The organism is Paenibacillus sp. YIM B09110 (assembly GCF_037167145.1).
In the GTDB taxonomy this organism is placed as follows: Bacteria; Bacillota; Bacilli; order Paenibacillales; family Paenibacillaceae; genus Pristimantibacillus.
This window is the reverse complement of record NZ_JBANSP010000026.1, coordinates 1-20,632: the sequence shown is the minus strand read 5'-3', so window position 1 is coordinate 20,632 and position 20,632 is coordinate 1. Positions and strand designations below refer to the sequence as shown.

The window sequence follows — 20,632 nt, the reverse complement described above, 5'->3', positions numbered from 1 at the left end:
AGGCTTGAATTAACGCTATACTGGATTTTTGCAGCAACTTCATGCTTTAACGAGCAGATTCAGGCAATTCTGGACAAAGTTAATACAAAAATCCAACATGGAGTCTAAAAGCCCTCTTAATTTTCAAAAGTTATTGCAAAAATCCAACATAGACGTTGTTGCAAAGGAATGTGGCAGCGCGTCGCAATAGGACCGTCAGGAGTAACTTTCCTGACGGTTTTTGTCTATTCGAAGGGCATAAAGCAGGTAAACAGACGATTGGAGCTCTTCGGCAACAACGGAGTAGCCGCGTGAAGTGAGCCACTGTTGCAGAGGAAGAGGCTGGACTGGCGTATGGACATTTTGCCGATCGTGTACTTCCTGGGAAGCCGCTGTTTGCATGATATCAGTAATAATGATTCGACCGCCTGGGAGCAGCACGCGATCCATTTCTTCGAGCGCGAGCAATTGCTGGGACGAGCTGAGGTGGCGGAATGCGAAGCTGCAGCCGATGAATGAAAAGTTGGATTCGGCAAGCGGCAATGCAAGCATATTGCCTTGCTTAATGGAGGCATGCGGTATTCGAGCATGAAGCAGGTCGATCATTGCCGCAGATTGCTCCACGACGGTAAGATTTGCTCCTGTACTAGCCAGCATGACTGATAAATTGCCCGATCCGCCGCCAAGCTCAAGGCCTCTATCGCCCTCCTTAGGGTCAATCCATTCAAGGGTGCGAATTAATGCGTGCTCATATTGTTCTGCCGTTATAAGGCCTCCCAGTGCAGCTAGAGGTGCCTCTATGCCATATCGGACGGCCATCTCATTATAGTTCCACTGATCAGACCATGATTCGCGGATCATCCGATTTTGTTTCATACGCAATGCCGCTGCTTCGGCATCGGCAAGCTGTGTTTCGCCCAACTGCTGCCATGATCGGATCGTCTGGTCCAATGCTTGAAGCGATTGCATTGCCGCGACCCAATCTTCGTAAAGCAGAGCTCTTGCCTGGTCAACTATACGAATGAACTGTACGGGTCGATCGATGGCTTGAAGCGCTTCCTTGATGACGGAGAGGGGCATTCCAAGCTCCCTCAATGAGACGACCCAGCGAAGCTTCGTCATATCGATATCCGAATAAGCACGGTAACCGCTGCTTGGTTCTTTGTATGGGTGAACAAGTCCTTTCTCCTCATAAAAGCGCAACGTTCGCGGAGTCACGCCTAAGCTTCGTGCTGCTTCATGTACTTTCACCTGAATTCCTCCTGTCCTGCTTTATACCATGATGGACCTTGACGCTGCGTTAAAGTCAAGTCAATCCCTATATACGAAGAAACCAGTCGACCTTTAGCAGGCTGACTGGTTCTTTTGTTTACGGATTAGCGTTTGTTCAGAAGCTCCCATCGATAAACGTATTCGAATAGAAATTCGAACGCTTCGATGTGGCGTTTCGCCTCGAACGCGTTAGCGCCCCAAGCATATATACCATGCTTGCGAAGCAAAATACCTGGAATCCGGCTATCAAGCCGTTCACTTACTTCAGGAATAATCGCTGGAATGCTGGCGAAGTTCGATACGATCGGTATATCAATATGGGCTTCTTCCTCCCATATATTAAGTCCTTTAATCAGCTCAACGCCGTCTACAGGGACAGCCTTGCGATCCCAGAAATATTCAGAAACGATGCTGTTAAATACGGAATGAATATGAAAAATAGCTCCAGCGCCTGTAAGACGGTAAATCTCGCAATGGATTAACGTTTCGGCCGAAGGCTTAAGACGAGTTGCCTCGCAAGGCTTGCCTTCTTGGTCGACGAACAAATAATCCTCAGGCGTGTGAACGGTCTTGTCCTTGCCGCTTGCCGTAATGGCAAATTGGAATTGTTCAGGGCTGTAATCGCCGACGCGTACAGACAAATTACCGCTTGTGCCCGGGAACCAGCCGCGTGAGGAGAAGAGCTCCTTTACATCGCGCAGATCGGCGAACGCCTTCTGCTTATCTTCTAATGCAATTTGATCAAAGCTCATACTAGGTGTGACTCCTCTCGGACTTCATGCTAGATATAATGTCATGGAAGGTCTCGTATTCGGTATGTGCGATTCCAAGCTCTCTGCACTTCGTTGTCAGATAGGAGCGGGAGTAGACGGTGTCAGCGAGCTTCGCGCCTTCGAAATCGGTTACGCTATCGCCAATAATGATTCTCTCATACTCATCAGCCGGAAAACGGCGCATAATCGTCGTCTTGCACATGCCGCAGTTATTGCTGCATTCATGATCGCAAGGATTCGGCCACGTAATCTCGATTTGGTCGCCTGAGAAGTCGCTGCCGTTGCAATAGATATGATTCTCCGGAATGCCGAACTGCGACAAAATCGGATAGATGAAGAAATCGATGCCGCCGCTCGTTACGTAGAATTCGATCTGCTCTTCCTTGCAGTACGCTAGGAACTCAGCGAAGCCTTCGCGTATTGAGGCATTCGTGATGCCGAACTCAACCACATCGCGTTCTAACGAAGTAGGAAGCAGGCGGAACATTTGTCCGACGCCATCCATAATGGACAGCTCCTGTGCGAGCGTCTTCTCGGCAATTTCTTTCCAGCCCGGCGGATTGAAGTGATTGATGATGGCAACGATGTTGTCATTTACAGTAATAGTTCCGTCAAAATCACAAAATACGATGCGTTTCTTAGCTGTCATTATTCCTTAATCCCCCAAGCGTCAATTGCCGCCCTCAGCGGTTCGTTGCCTTGTTCCAGCGCGGCTTCGCGAAGCGGCACACCGTTCAATGTTGCCGTAATCGCCATACGGAATGCTTGTCCGCCGGCTGCCGTACCCATCGGATGACCGTGAATGCCTCCTCCGGCGTTCACGACGACATCGGTGCCGAAGTCTTTCAAGATGAGCGGCACAAGTCCAGGATGAATGCCCGCCGATGGAACCGGGAAGCTTGTCCGCAATTGATGCATCGGCTGCAGCAGAGCTTCCTTAACGGCCATATTCTCTTCCTTAGGCATGACGACGGAGCCGTATGGGGAAGGGAAGAGCGCAAGATCGGCGCCGGCAAGCCTCATCAGCTTACCAAGCAGCAAGGAGGCGCTAATACCGTAATGTGGCGATGGATACATAGCGCCAGCCAGAGCTGGATGCGATGCGATCGGAACATTAATCGCCCTATCGCTGCTTAGCTCATGCAGCACATCATAGCCATACGACAGCACATTGAACAACAGAGCATTCGCACCAGCCGCAATCGCTTTGCGAGCATTAGCTGCAAGCTGCGAGGTTGGACCTGTCAGATTGACCGCGTAGAGCAGCTTCTGTCCTGTTTCCTGCTCCGCTTTGCGCGCGGCTTCCATGCATACCTCGACGCGTTTCTCCAGCGGAGTGAGCGGATTCTCGAACAATATTTCATCGTCCTTAATGAGATCGACGCCGCCAAGCGCTTGCTTGTAGAATTGATCCTGCAGATTAGCGAGATCATGGCCGACAACGGACTTGAAAATACTCATAAGCAGCGGACGGTCATGAACGCCAAGCAGATCGCGAACGCCGTTCAAGCCGAACTTCGGACCGGGGAACACGGACGCGAAGTCGTCCGACACGTCGAGATCAAGCAGCTTAATGCGGCCGTCCATGGACAGCTTGCCGAATACGGTGACGAGCAGGGCAGGGATGTCGCGGCTGAAGTTAATATCGGGATATGCGATACGAATATCGGCATATCGCTCGCCGGGTGCGGCATTAGCCGATTCATGCACGTCGATCGACAACACTTTGCCGAGATGCTTCTCCATCTCTGCTTTCTTCGCTTCGGGAAGCTCCGTCCAACTGCCAACCGTTAAACCTACCGCGATCGAGAGCGCCTTTTTGTTAAAATCAGCTTTGTCGTCATAGGAACGATACGTTGCTATACAAACTCCGCTCATTCGTTAATGCTCCTCTCGATAGCAGCGCCTAACTCGCCTGCACGCTCAGCGGAGCGGTGCATGCCTTTAATGATCGTTTCCGTGAGCTGAAATTCAGCCATTTTCTCAATGGCCGCTTGCGTGGTTCCGTTCGGAGACGTTACTTTGCGCCGAAGCTCGGCAGGCTCTTCGCCGGTCTCACGAACCATTTGCGCCGCGCCGAGTACTGTCTGAACGACAAGATCCTTCGCTGCGCGGGCGTCAAGACCAAGCTCGCCAGCCGCCTTCATCATCGCTTCCATGAAGTAGTAGACATATGCCGGGCCACTGCCGGATACTCCGGTAATTGCGGATTGAAGCGGTTCTTCAACCGTCGCCGTAATACCTACCGACTGAAAGATCGCTTCAGTCAGCTGTCGCTGCTGCTCGCTAACATGCTCGGAATAGCTGATTCCTGTAGCGCCAAGCCCAATCGTACTGGATGTATTAGGCATCGCTCGAACAATCGGCACAGGCGCGCCAAGCAACTGCTCGATCGTTGTGATCGATAGTCCCGCAATGACCGAAATAATGAGCTGATTCGTTGATACGAGCGACTTCATTCCTTTAATAGCTTCCGCGGCATCCTTCGGCTTCATGGCAAGGAAGATAATATCCGCTTGTTGAATATAAGCATCATTGCTGGCCCCTTGAAGGATCGTTTGAACGCCGTATTGGGTATGAAGCTCCGTCAGTCTCTCTTGATTTTGACGATTAAGCATTGAGATTTGTCCTGCGGCAAGCAGTTCTTCATTAATGATTCCCCGTGCGATTGCTTCGGCCATGGAGCCGGCGCCATAGAAGCAGAGCTGCAGCGATGCAATGCCGGTTTGCGTTAATTGCGTCATAAGATTCTCCTCCAAGCTAAATAGTTGATTATGATTAACCGCGAATTTGTCCGTTGCCGTATATGCGATACTTCGTTGATGTTAGCGCAGGCAGTCCCATTGGACCGCGTGCATGAAGTTTCTGCGTACTAATGCCGATCTCCGCTCCAAAGCCGAATTCGAAGCCGTCCGTGAACCGAGTGGAGGCGTTATGATAAACGGCTGCCGCATCTATTTCTTGAATAAAACGTTCAGCATTCTCCGCGTTCTCCGTAACGATACATTCCGAATGCTTCGTTCCGAATTTGCGGATATGCGCGAGCGCTTCATCTAAATTAGCGACAACGCGGACATTCATAATGTAATCATTATATTCCGTTGCGTAATCCTCATCCGTAGCAAGCTTTACTTGAACGCCGCTGAGAAGCTCGGCGACACGGCTGCAGCCGCGAAGCTCAACGTTTGCCTCAACGAAACGTTCAGCGAACTGCGCGAGGTGGCGCTCGGCGAATGCTTCATGGACGAGCAGCGTCTCCATGGAGTTGCAGACGGAGGGACGTTGAACCTTCGCGTTGAATGCAATGTCAGCCGCCATTTGATAGATTGCGCTATCGTCAACAAACGTATGACAAATACCTGCGCCCGTCTCGATGACCGGCACTGTCGCGTTCTCGACGACATTACGGATAAGAGAAGCGCCGCCGCGCGGAATAACAACGTCAAGGAGACCGTTAAGCTTAAGCATTTCATTGACGGAAGCGCGGTCAGAGTCTTCGATGAGCTGGATGGCATCTGCAGGCAGAGCTGTCTCGGCAAGCGCGCTGCGCAGCACCTCCACGATTTTGCGGTTCGATTCGATAGCCGCAGAGCCGCCTCTCAAGACGACGCTATTGCCAGTCTTGAGGCATAAGCCGGTTGCATCTACCGTTACGTTAGGGCGCGCTTCATAAATCATGCCGATGACGCCAAGCGGTACACGGCGCTTCTCGACGCGCAGGCCGTTCGGACGATCGAATTGCTCAAGCAATTCGCCTACAGGATCAGGTAGAGCGACAATCTGACGAAGCCCTTCCGCAATCGCTTCAACGCGAGCCTGATTCAATGCTAGCCGGTCGAGCAGGGAAGGGCTGGTGCCTTGATCCCGTCCGCGTTGCAGATCAAGTCCATTTGCTGCAATGATGGCCTCGCTCTCCGCGATTAACCGATCGGCCATACACGCTAGCGCTTCATTCTTCTGCTCGGTTGTTAGATTATTCATTGTGCTTGCGGCTATCTGCGCAAGCGTAGCCTTTTGTCTCACTTCACTTAACATTTCAAACTGCCTCCTTTATGACTCTTTATGGTTACAACGTAATCCACTCATCGCGATGAATGACTTCAATTCTTCCAACATCAACTCGGCGCTTCACTTCCTCGGTCGACAACCCGACGACCGCTTGAATTTGCCAAGCTTCATAATTAATGACGCCGCGTCCGATCGTCTCGCCTTGAGGCGTGACAACCTCTACGACGTCTCCAGAGTGAAACTCGCCTTCAATTGCCGTTATGCCGGCAGGGAGGAGGCTCTTGCCGCCCTTGATCAGCGCGGTAACGGCGCCGTCATCAACCGTGATCCGGCCTTGCGGCATCGAATGAAAGCCAAGCCACTGCTTCTTCATAGGAAGACTATGCAGCTTCGTATCAAAGTACGTACCTCGTCCATTGCCGCCTACGGCTAAAGCAAGATCCCCTTCCTGCTGTACCTTGCCGATAAAGGCAGGGACGCCGCCGCGCATGGCAATGCGGGCTGCTTCAATCTTAGAGCGCATGCCGCCTGTGCCAACCGACGAGCCTGCTCCGCCGGCAAGCTTCATAATATCCTCGGATATTTGTTCGACGCGCTCAATCTTGACCGCTTGCGGGTTTTTGCGAGGATCCTCGGTATACAAACCGTCCATGTCCGTAATGATGATCAGCTTGGAGGCTTTCGCCATAGCGGCCACAAGAGCAGACAGATTGTCATTATCGCCGAACTTGGGCACCAGCTCATCTGTAGCTACCGTATCGTTTTCATTGATGATTGGAATAATTCGTTTATGCAGCAATTCTTCAAGCGTCATCAGCGCGTTCTGTATGCGCCTGCGATTGGAGAAATCGGCGCGTGTAAGCAATATTTGAGCAGCTACCATACCGAACTTGCTGAAAGCTTCTTGATAAGCCTGCATAAGCAGTGCTTGGCCGACGGCCGCAGCCGCCTGCTTCTCATGAACGGCCTTCGGTCTTGATGCATATCCGATCTGACGGAATCCGGCTGCAACAGCTCCCGACGTTACGAGCATAACGCTGTGACCGCTCGCATGCAGAGCAGCAAGCTCCGAGGCAAAATAATGGATCCGCTCGTTATTCAGGCCGCCTTCCTCGGATGTGAGAGAGCTGCTGCCGATCTTAACAACTATTCGTTCGGACATAATAAAATCACTTCCCCGATTATGATTCATGACTCAGGCAAAAGCTTTCGTTTCGCGGTGAAATAGAAGCGTACTTTCCTATATTTGAACATAAAACAAAAAAGACTTCCGTCCATAAAGGACGAAAGTCTTAGCTTCCGCGGTACCACCTTTGTTGACGGCCGTCTTCGTCGGCACATCCAGCTTAAGCCTTGTAACAGTAGGCGCTGTCCGGCAAACGCCGGCCGCTCGGAGGTAGGTTCGGCAAGGGGTCGAGGTAAATTCTTACAGCCCGGCGGAATTTACTCTCTGTTCACGACCTGATCTCGCTTACTGGTCCCGTCATCACGTTTCGTGTTCAATTGAACTTAGCATATCATGTTTCGCGGCGCGCTGTAAAGCAAGGCAAACGGCATGCCAAGCAATTAGCGGAGCTTAGAACAGACCTAACTTGCCTATGCGGAAGACAGCTTCTTGAAGCCGTTCTTCACTTGTAAGCAATCCGAGTCGCACGAAGCCCTCGCCATGCTCGCCGAAGCCGATGCCCGGCGCGACGACAACGTCTGCTTCCAGGAGGACAAGATCGGCGAATGACTGCGACGTATGTCCTTCAGGCACAGGCAGCCAGCAGAAGAACGAGCCGCCGGGACGAGCGGCCTTCCAGCCGATCCGATCAAGCGCAGAGAACAACGCTTCACGGCGGCTCTCATATTTAGCAGTCAGTTCGACTACGCAGTCTTGAGGGCCGGTAAGCGCAAGCGCAGCCGCTTCTTGGATGCCGCCGAATAGGCTGCAATAATAATGATCCTGAATTAAGTTGATTAGCGATACGATCTGCGCATTCCCGATTGCAAAGCCTACGCGCCAGCCTGCCATATTATACGTCTTGGATAACGTATAGAACTCTACGCCGACTTCCTTCGCGCCAGGCGTCTGCAAGAAACTGATCGGCTTCTTGCCGTCGAATCCAATTGCGCCGTATGCGAAGTCGCTTGCCACAACGATTCCTTGGTCAGCGGCGAACTTGACCGTCTCCGCGTAGAACTCGCTGCTTGCAACTGCGCCTGTCGGGTTGTTCGGGTAGTTCATGAACATCAGCTTGGCACGCCTCGCGATATCTGGTGAAATCGCGCTGTAATCGGGCAAATAATCGTTATTCGCCGTTAACGGCATGAACGACATTTCAGCTCCAGCGAGCGCAACGCCAGACCAATAATCCGGGTAACCGGGGTCCGGTACAAGGCATACATCGCCTGGATTAAGCAGACATTGGCTGATTTCCACTAGTCCTGTCTTGCCGCCGAACAGAATTGCAACCTCAGTGGCTGGATCAACATCGACGTCGTAATCCTCTTTGTATCGCTTGGCGACAGCTTCCTTCAGAAAGGCATAGCCGCTGAAGGGAGGATATTTATGATAAAGAGGGTTCGCGGCTGACTCTTGCAGCTTCGCTACGATATGGGAAGGGGTCGGCTGGTCCGGATTGCCTTGTCCCAAGTTGATTACATCATGACCTTTGGCGACTTGCGCGTTCGCCTTGCCAACCAGCTTGGCGAAAAATTGCGTCGGAAGCACTTTCATGCGTTCCGCAGGCTCAATGCGTTGTTGCCCGATATTTGTTTCCATTCGATTCACTCCACCTGATTCTTACTTCATATTTTTTATATAATGTAGCATGAATAGATCATGAAGAGAAGCAAAAAACAGGCCGAAGCGGTCGCTTCGAGCCTGTTCGATTGGATGCGATATAAGCCTTACGGTAGCGCTGGGATTCCGACTTTTTGAATAAAAGGTTTAATATCGGCTTTGACTAAAAATAAGAACGGCTTGCGGTTCTCGTCAAAAGCGAGCAGAAGCGGCGGCTTGTCTTTGCAATAAAACAAGAAAAGATCGGCCGTCGTAACCGAAATCTCCTTAACCTTAATCGTGACGGGTTTCGTTAACGGAACACGATATACATAGCCGCAGCTCTCATCTGCCGACAGTTGGGGAGCTAGGTCGGTTATAGAGCCAACCCAATCCGCAGCCATCTTTTGAAAACCGGTATCATTAGCTATCGTCTTGACGACTTTGCCGGCAGCGACATCAAATACTTGAACAGGCTTCTGTTCGATCTCGGACAACGTTTCGTTGTTGCTCTCGGCGGGGTCGAATACATACGCGGATGCGGATTGGCCTGCCATCATCATTGCGAAACATGCGATCAGCATGATCGTTGCTCGTTTGAGCCACATGGGCAATTCTCCTTTGTTGACTGCATAGTAGTTAGGACTGTATCCATAACGTTCCCATCTTGACACTGAACCATGAGAGGGTATCATTAGGGAAAATAATGATGTAACTGGAGGAAGCGGATATGACAACAGCGCTGCGGCTTGCTTTGCTGCAAATGAATATAGAAGCGGGGAATCCGGAGGCAAACTTTGGCAGGTTGAAGGAAATGCTGGAGGAGGCTGTATCTGGGGCAAAGAAACCTGATGTCATCGTGTTCCCGGAAATGTGGAATACCGGTTACGCGCTTACTGAAATTGAAAGCCTAGCGGACAAAAACGGGGAGCGCACGAAAGCAATGCTCTCAAGCTTCGCCAAAGAGCATCGGGTTCATATTGTTGGCGGTTCGATCGCGGAGTCGAAATCGGACGGCGTCTACAACACCACTTACGCCTTCGATCGTGAAGGCAATGCAGCAGGGGATTATTCCAAAATTCATCTGTTCCGTCTTATGGATGAAGAGAAGTATTTGCAGGCAGGAGATAAGCCCGGATCGCTCACCATCGAAGGCGAGCAAGCCGGTATGATGATCTGCTACGACATTCGGTTTCCAGAGCTGGCGCGCAAGCTGGCGCTCCAAGGCGCGAAGTTGCTGTTCGTGCCTGCGGAATGGCCGCATCCGCGCCTGCATCATTGGCGCACGCTGCTGACCGCGCGCGCAATAGAGAATCAAATGTTCGTCATTGCCTGCAATCGGATGGGCAAGAGCGGAGATACCAGCTTCTTCGGTCATTCGATGGTGCTTGATCCATGGGGCGAGACGATCGCCGAAGCAGGCGAGGAAGAAACGATTCTATATGCCGACATCGACTTGTCGTTAGTCGATACGGTAAGAAATAAAATCCCCGTATTTGAGGATCGCAGACCTGCACTCTACAACGAATAATTAACGATAATTGGTTAATGTCTTATTTAAGGTTCGAATAAAAGCTTCGGCAGCTTTGGATAAATAACGGCCTTTGCGGCTCGCTATAACAAGGGTACGAGTCGGCTTCGTCGTGAATGAGAGGTAGGCGGGAGCGAACTCCGAACCTTTGGGCCGTGTAAGCATCTGCGGAACGAAGGCTATGCCCATGCCGCCTGCTACGAGCGACTGGATCGTCTCCATATTGCTGCTCTCGAATACGATGCGAGGCGTGAAGCCGGATTGTTCGCATAGCTCTACCGTTATTTGACGGAAGCCCTGTCCGCGCTTGAGGACGATGAACGGCTCCTCCTGCAATTCACTAATGTCGATCGGCTCCTGTCGATTCGCAAGCTGATGATGAGGGGGCACGGCTAGACATATTTCTTCCTCGAGAAATGGCTCCCAGGACAGCGACGCATCGATCAGCGGCAAAGAAAGCAGACTTAAGTCGGTTCCGCCGCTTGCGGTCAATTGTTCAAGCTTTGACGTCGTATCCTCGACGAGAACAACCTCGATCTGCGGATATTGAGCGCCGAAGACGGGGAGGACGAGCGGCAATATATGAGAGCCGGTTATCGGCAGCGTACCAACGACAAGGCGGCCGCGGCGCATCTGAGCCATGTCGTCCATTTCTTGCTTTAATTGCTCGACGGCATCAAGTATTGATTGCGATTTATTAACGAACACTTGACCTGCTTGCGTGAGCTCAACGGAGTTGGTCGTACGGCGGAACAATAATACGCCGATTTCTTGCTCCAGCTTGGATAGCTGTTGGCTGAGAGAAGGCTGCGCGATATGCAGCTTCTCAGCCGCTCTCGAGAAGTTTTTTTCAATAGCAATTTGAATGACATATTGCAATTGTCTAAGCTCCATGGTCATTTCCTCATTTCAATTGTAAAAGTTGTAAACATTATTTCCATTATAGTTATTACCTATAGACGTTATAGATATTATATCTTGGTTCAATGAAGAAAGAAATGCTATGATAGGTTCAGTTAACAGAGCAGAAAGAATCAATGAAAGATTCAATGAAATGATGGGGTGAGCATAATGACGAAAAAGACAATGTTTGAGAAAATCTGGGATAATCACGTCATTCATCAAGAAACAGGTAAGCCAAGCGTAATTTATATCGACTTGCAGCTTGTGCACGAGGTTACATCGCCGCAAGCGTTCGAAGGCCTTCGCCTTTCGGGCCGCAAAGTGCGTCGTCCTGACCTGACATTCGCAACGATGGATCACAACGTTCCTACCAAAGACCGCTTCAATATTAGCGATCCAATCTCGAAGCAACAAATCGATACCCTTACGCAGAACTGTAAAGACTTCGGCGTTAAGCTGTTCGATCTTGACAGCATCGATCAAGGCGTCGTTCACGTTATGGGACCTGAGCTTGGCTTGACGCATCCGGGTAAAACAATCGTGTGCGGCGACAGCCACACTTCGACGCACGGCGCATTCGGCGCACTTGCATTCGGTATCGGAACGAGCGAGGTTGAGCACGTTCTTGCAACGCAATGCTTGCAGCAATCGAAAGCGAAGACGATGGAAATTCGCTTCAACGGCAAGCGCAAGCCTGGCGTAACGGCGAAAGACATGATCCTCGGCGTAATCGCTCAAGGCGGCACGGACTTCGCTACAGGTTATGTAATCGAGTATACAGGTGAAGCAATCACTAGCCTGACAATGGAAGAACGTATGACGGTCTGCAACATGTCGATCGAAGGCGGCGCTCGCGCAGGTCTGATCGCACCGGACGAAACGACGTTCAACTACCTTCGCGGCCGCGAATATGCTCCAGCCAACTATGAAGAAGCGGTAGCAGCTTGGAAACAATTGACGACGGATGAAGGCGCTGAATACGACACGGTTGTACACTTTGACGTTGACGCTTTGATTCCGCAAGTAACTTGGGGAACGAGCCCGGGCATGGGTACTAACATTACGGCAAAAGTACCATTCCCTGCTGACCTTCCTACTGAGAATGAGCGCAAAGCTGCTGAAGCTGCGCTTGAGTATATGGATTTGAAACCAGGCACGCCTATGACGGAAATCGAAATCGATTATGTGTTCATCGGCTCTTGCACAAATGGCCGTATCGAAGACTTGCGCGCTGCAGCAGAGATCGCTCGCGGCTACAAAGTAAGCGAGAAAGTAACGGCAATCGTCGTACCGGGCTCTGGCCGCGTTAAGATTCAAGCGGAGAAGGAAGGCCTCGACAAAATCTTCACAGAAGCGGGCTTCGAATGGCGTGATGCTGGCTGCTCGATGTGTCTGGCGATGAATCCGGACGTATTGAAACCAGGCCAACGCTGCGCATCGACTTCCAACCGTAACTTCGAGGGTCGTCAAGGCCGCGGCGGACGTACGCACCTTGTATCGCCAGCTATGGCTGTCGCTGCAGCTGTTAACGGACGCTTCACAGACGTACGCGATTGGGAAATCAAAACCGAAGTGTTGAACTAATTGAACGTGAGAGAGGGGTATTCTAGGTATGGAACCGTTTAAACAACTTACAGGCATCGTCGCCCCGGTCGACCGGGTCAATGTCGACACAGACGCTATTATTCCTAAACAATTTTTGAAACGCATCGAGCGCAGCGGCTTCGGACAGTTTCTTTTCTTCGAATGGCGTTTCCATGAGAGCGGCGAAGTGAATGCGGAGTTCGAACCGAACAAACCGCGCTACGAAGGCGCATCCGTCCTTATTTCCCGTGCGAACTTCGGTTGCGGCTCTTCCCGTGAGCATGCGCCGTGGGCGATTCTCGATTATGGCTACAAAGTCATTATCGCGCCGTCGTACGCCGATATTTTCTACAACAACTGCTTCAAGAACAGCATTCTGCCAATCAAGCTCAGCGAAGAGCAAGTGGAAGACTTGTTCCAGCGTACTGCGAAGCATGTAGGCTACAAGCTGTCGGTCGATCTTGAGAACAAATTGCTGACTGACGAACATGGCCTTAGCATCGCTTTCGAGCTTGACGAGCACCGCCGTCAGTTCCTTCTTCAAGGGCTTGACGATATCGGCTTGACGCTTCAACATGAATCGTTGATTACGGCTTACGAGCAGAAGCACGCAGCGCGTCTTGGCTAGTGTAATGCTTGAAGGATAAGAGGACAATTACCGGCAACGGCAATTGTCCTCTTTTTTCCTCTAAACGCAACTTTTTCTGACAAGCTGCGTCTATATTTGCGTCTGTAAAAGTCGAATGTTCACATTCGATGCGGGCAATTCAGTCATCGAGGTGGAAAATGAAGAAATTTGTAACCATTCTATTGTTCATGTCCGTATTGTTCACGATGTTCGCAAGCGTGGGACAAGCTGCCGAAGCCGTTCCAAAGCTGTTTCTGAACGGTCAGCTGCTGAAGCCAGACGCTGATCCGCAAATTGTGAACCAGCGTACGATCGTACCTATCCGCGTCATTACGGAAAACTTAGGTTTTCAAGTCGAATGGGACAATACGATCAAAACAGTTACGATCAGTGACGGAAGCAATGTTGTTAAGCTAGCAATTAATAGCAACACTGCGCTTGTAAACGATCAAGTGGTTCAAATGGACACACAACCGATCATCGTAAACAAAACGACGCTTGTGCCGCTTAGCTTTGTAGGCGAGCAGTTCGGCCTTGAATTCGAGTGGAAGGCAGACACGAAGGAAGTACATATCGTTCAACCGCCGAAAGGTCCGACAGGATGGATTACAGGTGTAGGCTTCGACGGAATTGGCGGCGTCATCGTTAATTACGAAGGATCATCCAAGCCTAATAAGGTGCAAGTGCTAGATAATCCGAAGCGAATCGTACTCGACTTCCCGAACACGAGCTATTCCTCCGATCTCGCAACCACTCTGGCTAATGGTCAAGTGAAAGCGGAAGTAACGGATAACCCGTTAATTACGGGCTATCGCTATTCGATCTTCTCCAATAGCCCTACCGTAGCGAGAGTTGTTCTTGATGTTAACACGGATACGGGTTATGTCATGACAGAAGGTGTTGGAGAATTCCGAATTGATCTTATGCCGACTGGCGAAGTGCCGCCTGAGCCGGAGACGCCGACAGAACCGGAACCAGAAGTTCCTGTGGAACCGGAAGTTCCCGTAGATCCTCAGCCACCGGTCACGGATAACGTGTATGATGTTGTTATTGACGCCGGTCATGGCGGAAGCGACCCAGGCGCACAAAGCGTCCTGAACAGATGGGAGAAGGAATTTAATCTTAGCGTTGCCCTCAAGATGCAGAAGCTTTTGGCGAACGAGAAGTCGATCAAGGTTCATATGACGAGAACGGGCGATACGTATCCGACTTTGCTGGAACGTATAGCATTCGCTGAGAACCTGAAAGCCGACATGTTCATCTCCATTCACGCCAACAGCTTGAAGGGCAGCAGCGCTACCGGCTCTGAAACCTATTATTATCGTGATAATAGCAAAAGCTTGGCGGAAGTCATTCATAAGCATCTGTTAGCCGGAACGAAGCTCAAGGACCGCGGCGTGAAGAAGGAAGCGTTCAAAGTCATTAAGGAAACGACGATGCCGGCCGTGCTTGTAGAGGCAGGATTCTTATCGAATGCGGCAGACGCGAAAATACTTTATGACGATGCTGTCCAAAATCGCATTGCAGCCGAGCTAGTAGCCGGCATTAAGGAATATTTCAAATTGAAATAGAAAGCAGGTGTTCAGTCGTATGACGAATGTCAAAGCAAAAGGGCTGCTAGCTGCCTTTCTATTAACATTAACGCTTGCCGGCTGCGGGGGACAGGACAAGCTTCCATCTAGCAATGACGTGTCCGGAGCAACTACCCCGCCGACTGAGGAACAATCGATTGTTGTGAAACGAACGATATCGGTTTATTCAACGGATTCCGAATTATCGAAAACGTCGGCACGCGAAGTCGAGATTGAGCTGAGTGATGGCGACGATGAGCTGGCTCTCGTGAAATCTGCGCTTTCTGAGCTTCAGAAGGACGGCGGCGCGGAAGAGATTTCCTTATGGAAGGCGATCAGCTTCGACAAAGTGAGCTTGGAAGACGGTCTCGCAACCGTCGATATATTGCTGCCTGATGAAGCGCGGCTGGGAGGACCGGGCGAGATTCTTGCCATAGAGTCGCTCACCAAGACGATGTTTCAATTCGACTTTGTCGATGCTGTCGATATTCTGGTAGACGGTGAGGCATTGGAGACGCTTATGGGCCATGTCGAGCTTGAGCACCCTTACCGGAAATAAAGTGAAAGCTTATTATATACCTGTAAACAAAGAAATGATCGTTGAATCACCAACTCTTGGGAGGCCAATACATGCCACTTCAGTTCACTTGGAAAAAAGCGATTATCGGAACGTTAGCGATGTCGCTCGTCATTGGGGGCAGCAGCTACATAGCGGCGCCTGCGCCCGTATACGCAGCAACGACTTCAGCAGGTTTATCTACGCCATTCACCGATATTAACAAAGGGCATTGGGCAGAGAAGCATATTGCCAAGCTTGCTCTTCAAGGCATTATTACAGGTTATGAGGTAGGGACGTCTGGAACGTATACGTTCCAGCCAAGCAAAAACGTGTCCCAGGAGGAAGCGGTACTGATGGCGCTTCGTTTTGCGGGTCTCATTGACAAAGTAGACACCGGGGCTGATTACGGATTTCCGGACACCTTCGTTGTAAGCAATTATTTCAAGCCTTATATTGTCCTCGCATTTAATGAAGGGTTGCTCGATTCCTCGGAGCTGACGATTGCGGCTAAGGATACTAGCGTTGCTTGGGGCAAGCGTCCTGCTTCGCGTGAATGGGTAACGAAACTTATTATTAAAGCAATCGGCAAATCGGAAGTGGCGGACGGCTTGCAAAATACGACGTCATCATTCTCAGACGGCGGCTCGATCGATCCGATCTATAACGGATACGTAAACGCTGCAGCTCAGCTAGGTCTAGTGAAAGGTATTACGGAAACGAAATTCGATCCGAAAGCGAATGTGACCCGCGCCAGCCTTGCTACGATTTTCAGTCGTGCGCAATCCCAGTTCGTAGTCGATTATGAGGGTCAAACAACAGGCATAGCAACCAAAATTACGGACTCTTCAATCACTTTATACAGCAATAAGGTCGAGACTTCATATGCGCTGGATGAAAACACGTTGTATTACACCTATTTGAATGATTCCCCGATCACGCGAGCGGAATTGCTTGCTTACGGCGATGTAACGGTTATAGCGAAGAATGGCAAAGCGTTGTATGTAGAAGCGAAGGGCGACACCGTACATACGACTTCAACATCCGGAACGTTCTTGCGCAATGTCGACGACGAGAAAAAATTGTATTTGTGGATTAATAAAATGCCTGTACCCTTTGATTATGATGACTCCGTTGTTGTGGAAGATACGGAAGGCACACCGCTGAAACTAAGCGATCTTAAAGCAGATAGCGTAGTCAGCATTGTACAGGATACGTTCCGAGACAAGCCGCTTACTTTGAAAATTGTGACGGCGCCGATCGTTAATCAAAACACGGTTAAGGGATTGTTCTTCTCAACGGACGGCAAGATTATTACGATTAAAAGCGGCAACACGCTCGTAACGAAGTATTTGGCGAAAGCGGTTGATGTGGAAATCGAGGGCCTTAAGGAAGCTACGCTGGACGATCTGCTCGCAGAGACCGATCAAATAGAGCTCACTTTAAACGCGGATGAGCAAGTGTCAAAAATCAAGGTAGAAAGCCGTAAAGTCGAAGTGCTCGACGATTCGAAGATCGCCAGCTTCGTAGAGGATATGAAGCTTCTCACGATAGTGGATTTCGACGGTAAAAACCCGAAGGTGCTCTATCTAACGGATAAAACGAAAGTCGAGTACTATGGCACGATTATTTCGGTAGAAGGCTCGTATGACCTGCTGCTGCAAGGCACGCAAGTTATTTTGTCCTACACCGGAGATAAAGTCGTATCGATTAAGATCGTAACGACGTATACGGGTAAATTCGTATCGATCGATACGTTGGATTACGAGCTCAAAGTGAAGCTTGATTCAGGATCTACGATTACGCTGCCTTATTCGGCTAATTACTTGGAGACGCCGGGTTCCAATGCGACGCCGCTCAGCGAGCTCAAGAAAGACGATGTCATCACGGTCGAGCTTAATCCGACCCAGGAGAGCGTTATTAAGATCAAAGCACATCGCAACGTGAACTATAAAGTTGAAATTATCGATATTTTGAACAAGAAGATTCGCGTGAAAGCTGCTACGGGGACTGGCAACGCGTTCGATCTGTCGATTAAAGACTTGCCGCTAACGAATAAGGACGGCAAAGAAGCGTTGATCGGGAATATTGCCGTCGGCGATACGATTACAGCTTCCTATGTGGGCACTTCTGCTGTTAGCGTTCAATTGAACAAATAACGAGGTTTGTTTTATTGCAGTAAAGCAAGGGAATAAAGCTTTAAATTAGGATGTTTCGTGAAAAAACTGCCTTACGGGGCAGTTTTTTTTATAGAAAGTAGCTGTTTACGGTTGCTAAGCGTGACAAATTTCGCTACACTTTGAACGATAGTGTTAGATTGGAGAGAGGACGATGAACGCGAAGCAGAAAATGCGTCATATATTGGACATCATTGCTGAGATGTTTCCGGATGCTCATTGCGAGCTCAATCACAGCAATCCGTTCGAGCTAACGATAGCCGTTCTATTGTCCGCGCAGTGTACGGACGAAACGGTAAATAAAGTAACCGCATCGTTATTCCAAAAGTATAAGCAGCCTGAGGATTACTTAGGCGTGCCGCTGGAGGAGCTGGAACAGGACATCCGCCGAATCGGTCTGTTTCGCAGTAAAGCGTCCAATATCCAGAAGTTAAGCCGCATTTTGATCGATAAATACGACGGTGAGGTGCCGGCAAGCCATGAGGGCTTGACCGAGCTGCCAGGTGTAGGACGGAAGACGGCTAACGTCGTCATGTCCAATGCCTTCGATGTACCAGCGATCGCGGTAGATACGCATGTGGATCGTGTATCGAAACGTTTAGGCATAGCTAAGCTAGACGATAATGTGCTTGAGGTCGAGAAGAAGCTGATGAAGCTTGTTCCGCAAGAGGAGTGGACGGTGACGCATCACCGGCTCATTTTTTTCGGCCGCTATCATTGCAAAGCTCAAAATCCGCAATGCCCGATCTGCCCTTTGCTTGATATGTGCAAGGAAGGCAAGCAACGTATGAAGGCTGGCAATAAAACGAAAAATAAAGCTGAACTGAAAATAGCTGGTAGGGGATGATAAGGATGAAATGTATTTCCGTGTACACAAACAATTTTGAGCTTTTCTCCGATATTTACGAGCAGGTGCTTGAAGCGCCACCGCAAGAAAACGAAGACATCGTCGTTGAAGGCATTACGGTCAGCGGCTCAGGCGACGTGCCTGAACAATACATCGAGCGTATGCGTATAAAACCTGAGGTTGTCGTGATGAAGGAGAAGGCGCGCAACATTATGATTTTGCAGCACGGCAACGTGTTCGAAATTTGCTTGCCTTCTGATGAAGAGGAAGCTGTGTAAGGAGCAGAACAATGACTGAAATGACTGTGCAGAGCATAGCGGGAGCTATTGCGAGTGCAGCCGGCGATATGGCTGCTGCAGGAGATAGGCAACATTCACAGCAAGTGCAGGAGCTGAACAGTAAGCTGACCGAAGGTCGGCTTACTGTCGCTTTTTGCGGACATTTCTCGGCAGGGAAGTCCACCCTTATTAATAAGCTTTGCGGAACGAAGCTGCTGCCATCGAGTCCAATTCCGACCAGCGCGAATGTCGTATCGATCCGCGGGGGAGACAGAGCTTACGCCGCTGTGGAGACGATCAAGAACGGCGTCACCTCGCAGGCTGAGGTTCGAATTGATGAGCTTGATAAGTATTGCGTAGACGGCGAGCAGTTCACGTCGGTGTCCATTATTTATCCGAGCGAAACGCTTGGCGACCATACGGTGCTGCTCGATACGCCGGGAATTGATTCTACGGATGACGCGCATCGGATGGCGACGGAATCGGCGCTTCATTTGGCAGACGTTGTGTTCTACGTGATGGACTATAATCATGTCCAATCCGAGATTAACTTCGCATTTGCGAAGCAGCTTAAGGACTGGGGCAAGCCCTTATACTTTATCGTTAATCAAATTGATAAGCATCGTGATCGTGAGCTGTCGTTCGAGAGCTATCGCAAAAGCGTAGAGGAAGCGTTCCATGCTTGGCATCTTGAGCCGGCGGGGATCGTTTATTTGTCGTTGCGCGAACCGAGCCATCCGCATCAGGAATGGGATAAGCTGCTCGTGTTGCTTAAGCAGCTTGCTGAGCTTAGAGCGCCGCTGTGTGCCTATAGCGTGGATGCGTCGCTTAGACATCTCGTTAAGGGCCACTTGAAGTGGATGCAGGAGCAGCAGGAGCCGGAAAGAGAACGGCTTACAGAGGAGGCTGGCGGGGAAGAAGCGCTTAGCCGGCTTAAGTCGGAAATGGACGGGTTGACGAAGCGTATTCGTTCGCTTCAGGAGCAGAAGGAAATGTTCGGCGCAGAGCTTCGCCTAGAGCTGCAGAAGGTGCTTGATAACGCGAATATTACGCCGGCAGGGCTGCGCGATCTGGCGCAGACGTTCCTGGAGAGCCGCAAGCCGGGCTTCAAGGCGGGTTTGCTGTTTGCAGGTGCAAAGACGGCTGCCGAGCAGGAGCGCCGTCTGGAGGCGTTCCGAGCGGAGCTGAACTCGTTAATTAGCGCTGCTATCGAATGGCATGTGAAGCATTTGCTGCGCCAAGCGGCCGAGCGGATCGGTTATAACACGGATCAGCTGGAAGCACAGTTGGCCGAGAAGCTGACGTGGCTGCCTGAGCCGGGTTGGATCGTTGAACGCGTGAAGACCGGAGCTGTGATCGGGAACGAGTATACGATGATCTACAGCCGCGAGCTTGCCGCGGATGTGAAAGGGGTATACCGCCAGCGCGCGTTCGGCATTATCGAAGCGCTGGCGGATCATGCGGCGGCAGCGAGCAGCAGCGCTGCCGCTGAGGCGCAGGCGCAGCTTGCGGGGCTACGCTCGCAAGCTGGCGCCGCAGAGGCGCTGGCAGCGCTAGCGGAGCGCGCTGCCGCGCATGCGGCGAGGCTCGCAGCTGAGCTGCCGAGCCCGGCGGCGAAGCCGCAACTGCCGGCGCCGAGCGTATCGGCTGCCGGAGGCGGTGCTGGCGCGGCGGCGGATGCTCCCGCGCCAGCAAGCGGCGGCGACGCAACGCTGCAGCAGGCTAGCGCCGCTGCGGCTGCCGCCGCAGGCGAAGCTC

19 protein-coding genes are annotated in these 20,632 nt (G+C 50.9%); 9 read left to right on the top strand and 10 right to left on the bottom strand.

The genetic code is table 11. The features are described 5' to 3' along the window. Positions 1-195: 195 nt before the first annotated feature. The 9 genes from V8F51_RS26060 to V8F51_RS26020 form a co-directional block, all read right to left on the bottom strand. Positions 196-1,230: a MerR family transcriptional regulator gene (locus V8F51_RS26060; protein WP_337103426.1), complete on the bottom strand. Its 1,035-nt coding sequence runs from the start codon at positions 1,228-1,230 to the stop codon at positions 196-198. A 125-nt stretch (positions 1,231-1,355) separates the two neighbouring features. After that, on the bottom strand, positions 1,356-2,003 hold the full coding sequence (mtnB, locus tag V8F51_RS26055; protein ID WP_337103425.1) for a methylthioribulose 1-phosphate dehydratase: 648 nt from the start codon (positions 2,001-2,003) through the stop codon (positions 1,356-1,358). Position 2,004: 1 nt separating this feature from the next. Beyond that, positions 2,005-2,673: a 2-hydroxy-3-keto-5-methylthiopentenyl-1-phosphate phosphatase gene (locus tag V8F51_RS26050; RefSeq protein ID WP_337103424.1), complete on the bottom strand. Its 669-nt coding sequence runs from the start codon at positions 2,671-2,673 to the stop codon at positions 2,005-2,007. Further along, on the bottom strand, positions 2,673-3,902 hold the full coding sequence (locus tag V8F51_RS26045; protein WP_337103423.1) for a 2,3-diketo-5-methylthiopentyl-1-phosphate enolase: 1,230 nt from the start codon (positions 3,900-3,902) through the stop codon (positions 2,673-2,675). Before V8F51_RS26045 ends, V8F51_RS26050 begins: the two co-directional genes overlap by 1 nt. Beyond that, a complete protein-coding gene (gene proC / locus V8F51_RS26040; RefSeq protein WP_337103422.1) occupies positions 3,899-4,768 on the bottom strand; it encodes a pyrroline-5-carboxylate reductase in 870 nt (289 codons plus the stop codon). The genes V8F51_RS26045 and proC overlap by 4 nt, the downstream gene beginning before the upstream one ends. A 34-nt stretch (positions 4,769-4,802) precedes the next feature. After that, positions 4,803-6,059, bottom strand: a complete 1,257-nt coding sequence (locus V8F51_RS26035; RefSeq protein WP_337103421.1) for a glutamate-5-semialdehyde dehydrogenase — start codon at positions 6,057-6,059, stop codon at positions 4,803-4,805. A gap of 31 nt (positions 6,060-6,090) precedes the next feature. Further along, entirely contained in the window at positions 6,091-7,194 is a 1,104-nt protein-coding gene (gene proB, locus V8F51_RS26030; RefSeq protein ID WP_337103491.1) for a glutamate 5-kinase, read from the bottom strand. 414 nt (positions 7,195-7,608) lie between these two features. Beyond that, entirely contained in the window at positions 7,609-8,799 is a 1,191-nt protein-coding gene (locus V8F51_RS26025; protein WP_337103420.1) for a pyridoxal phosphate-dependent aminotransferase, read from the bottom strand. 128 nt (positions 8,800-8,927) lie between these two features. Next, on the bottom strand, positions 8,928-9,407 hold the full coding sequence (locus V8F51_RS26020; protein WP_337103419.1) for a hypothetical protein: 480 nt from the start codon (positions 9,405-9,407) through the stop codon (positions 8,928-8,930). 122 nt (positions 9,408-9,529) lie between these two features. Between V8F51_RS26020 and V8F51_RS26015 the strand changes: the two genes are divergently transcribed. After that, positions 9,530-10,330, top strand: coding sequence for a carbon-nitrogen family hydrolase (locus tag V8F51_RS26015; RefSeq protein WP_337103418.1), 801 nt, complete (start codon positions 9,530-9,532; stop codon positions 10,328-10,330). Here the strand turns inward: V8F51_RS26015 and V8F51_RS26010 are convergent, their stop codons facing one another. After that, positions 10,331-11,224, bottom strand: coding sequence for a LysR family transcriptional regulator (locus V8F51_RS26010; protein WP_337103417.1), 894 nt, complete (start codon positions 11,222-11,224; stop codon positions 10,331-10,333). It abuts the gene before it with no gap. Between the two features lie 177 nt (positions 11,225-11,401). Between V8F51_RS26010 and leuC the strand changes: the two genes are divergently transcribed. The 8 genes from leuC to V8F51_RS25970 all read left to right on the top strand — a co-directional run. Next, the gene (leuC, locus tag V8F51_RS26005; RefSeq protein WP_337103416.1) at positions 11,402-12,817 is read left to right on the top strand and encodes a 3-isopropylmalate dehydratase large subunit; all 1,416 of its coding nucleotides are present in this window, start codon (positions 11,402-11,404) and stop codon (positions 12,815-12,817) included. A gap of 28 nt (positions 12,818-12,845) precedes the next feature. Next, positions 12,846-13,445 carry a 3-isopropylmalate dehydratase small subunit gene (gene leuD, locus V8F51_RS26000; RefSeq protein ID WP_337103415.1) on the top strand — a complete coding sequence of 200 codons (600 nt, stop codon included), beginning with the start codon at positions 12,846-12,848 and terminating at the stop codon, positions 13,443-13,445. A 158-nt stretch (positions 13,446-13,603) separates the two neighbouring features. After that, the gene (locus tag V8F51_RS25995; RefSeq protein ID WP_337103414.1) at positions 13,604-15,016 is read left to right on the top strand and encodes an N-acetylmuramoyl-L-alanine amidase; all 1,413 of its coding nucleotides are present in this window, start codon (positions 13,604-13,606) and stop codon (positions 15,014-15,016) included. A gap of 19 nt (positions 15,017-15,035) precedes the next feature. Next, complete coding sequence (locus V8F51_RS25990; protein ID WP_337103413.1) at positions 15,036-15,575, top strand: GerMN domain-containing protein; 540 nt, start codon at positions 15,036-15,038, stop codon at positions 15,573-15,575. 71 nt (positions 15,576-15,646) lie between these two features. Next, complete coding sequence (locus V8F51_RS25985; protein ID WP_337103412.1) at positions 15,647-17,731, top strand: S-layer homology domain-containing protein; 2,085 nt, start codon at positions 15,647-15,649, stop codon at positions 17,729-17,731. Between the two features lie 172 nt (positions 17,732-17,903). Beyond that, positions 17,904-18,596 carry an endonuclease III gene (gene nth / locus V8F51_RS25980; RefSeq protein ID WP_337103411.1) on the top strand — a complete coding sequence of 231 codons (693 nt, stop codon included), beginning with the start codon at positions 17,904-17,906 and terminating at the stop codon, positions 18,594-18,596. 5 nt (positions 18,597-18,601) lie between these two features. After that, positions 18,602-18,874: an NAD/NADP transhydrogenase alpha subunit gene (locus tag V8F51_RS25975; protein ID WP_307201479.1), complete on the top strand. Its 273-nt coding sequence runs from the start codon at positions 18,602-18,604 to the stop codon at positions 18,872-18,874. An 11-nt stretch (positions 18,875-18,885) separates the two neighbouring features. Next, a partial coding sequence (locus tag V8F51_RS25970; protein WP_337103410.1) for a dynamin family protein occupies positions 18,886-20,632 on the top strand: 1,747 nt, incomplete at its 3' end.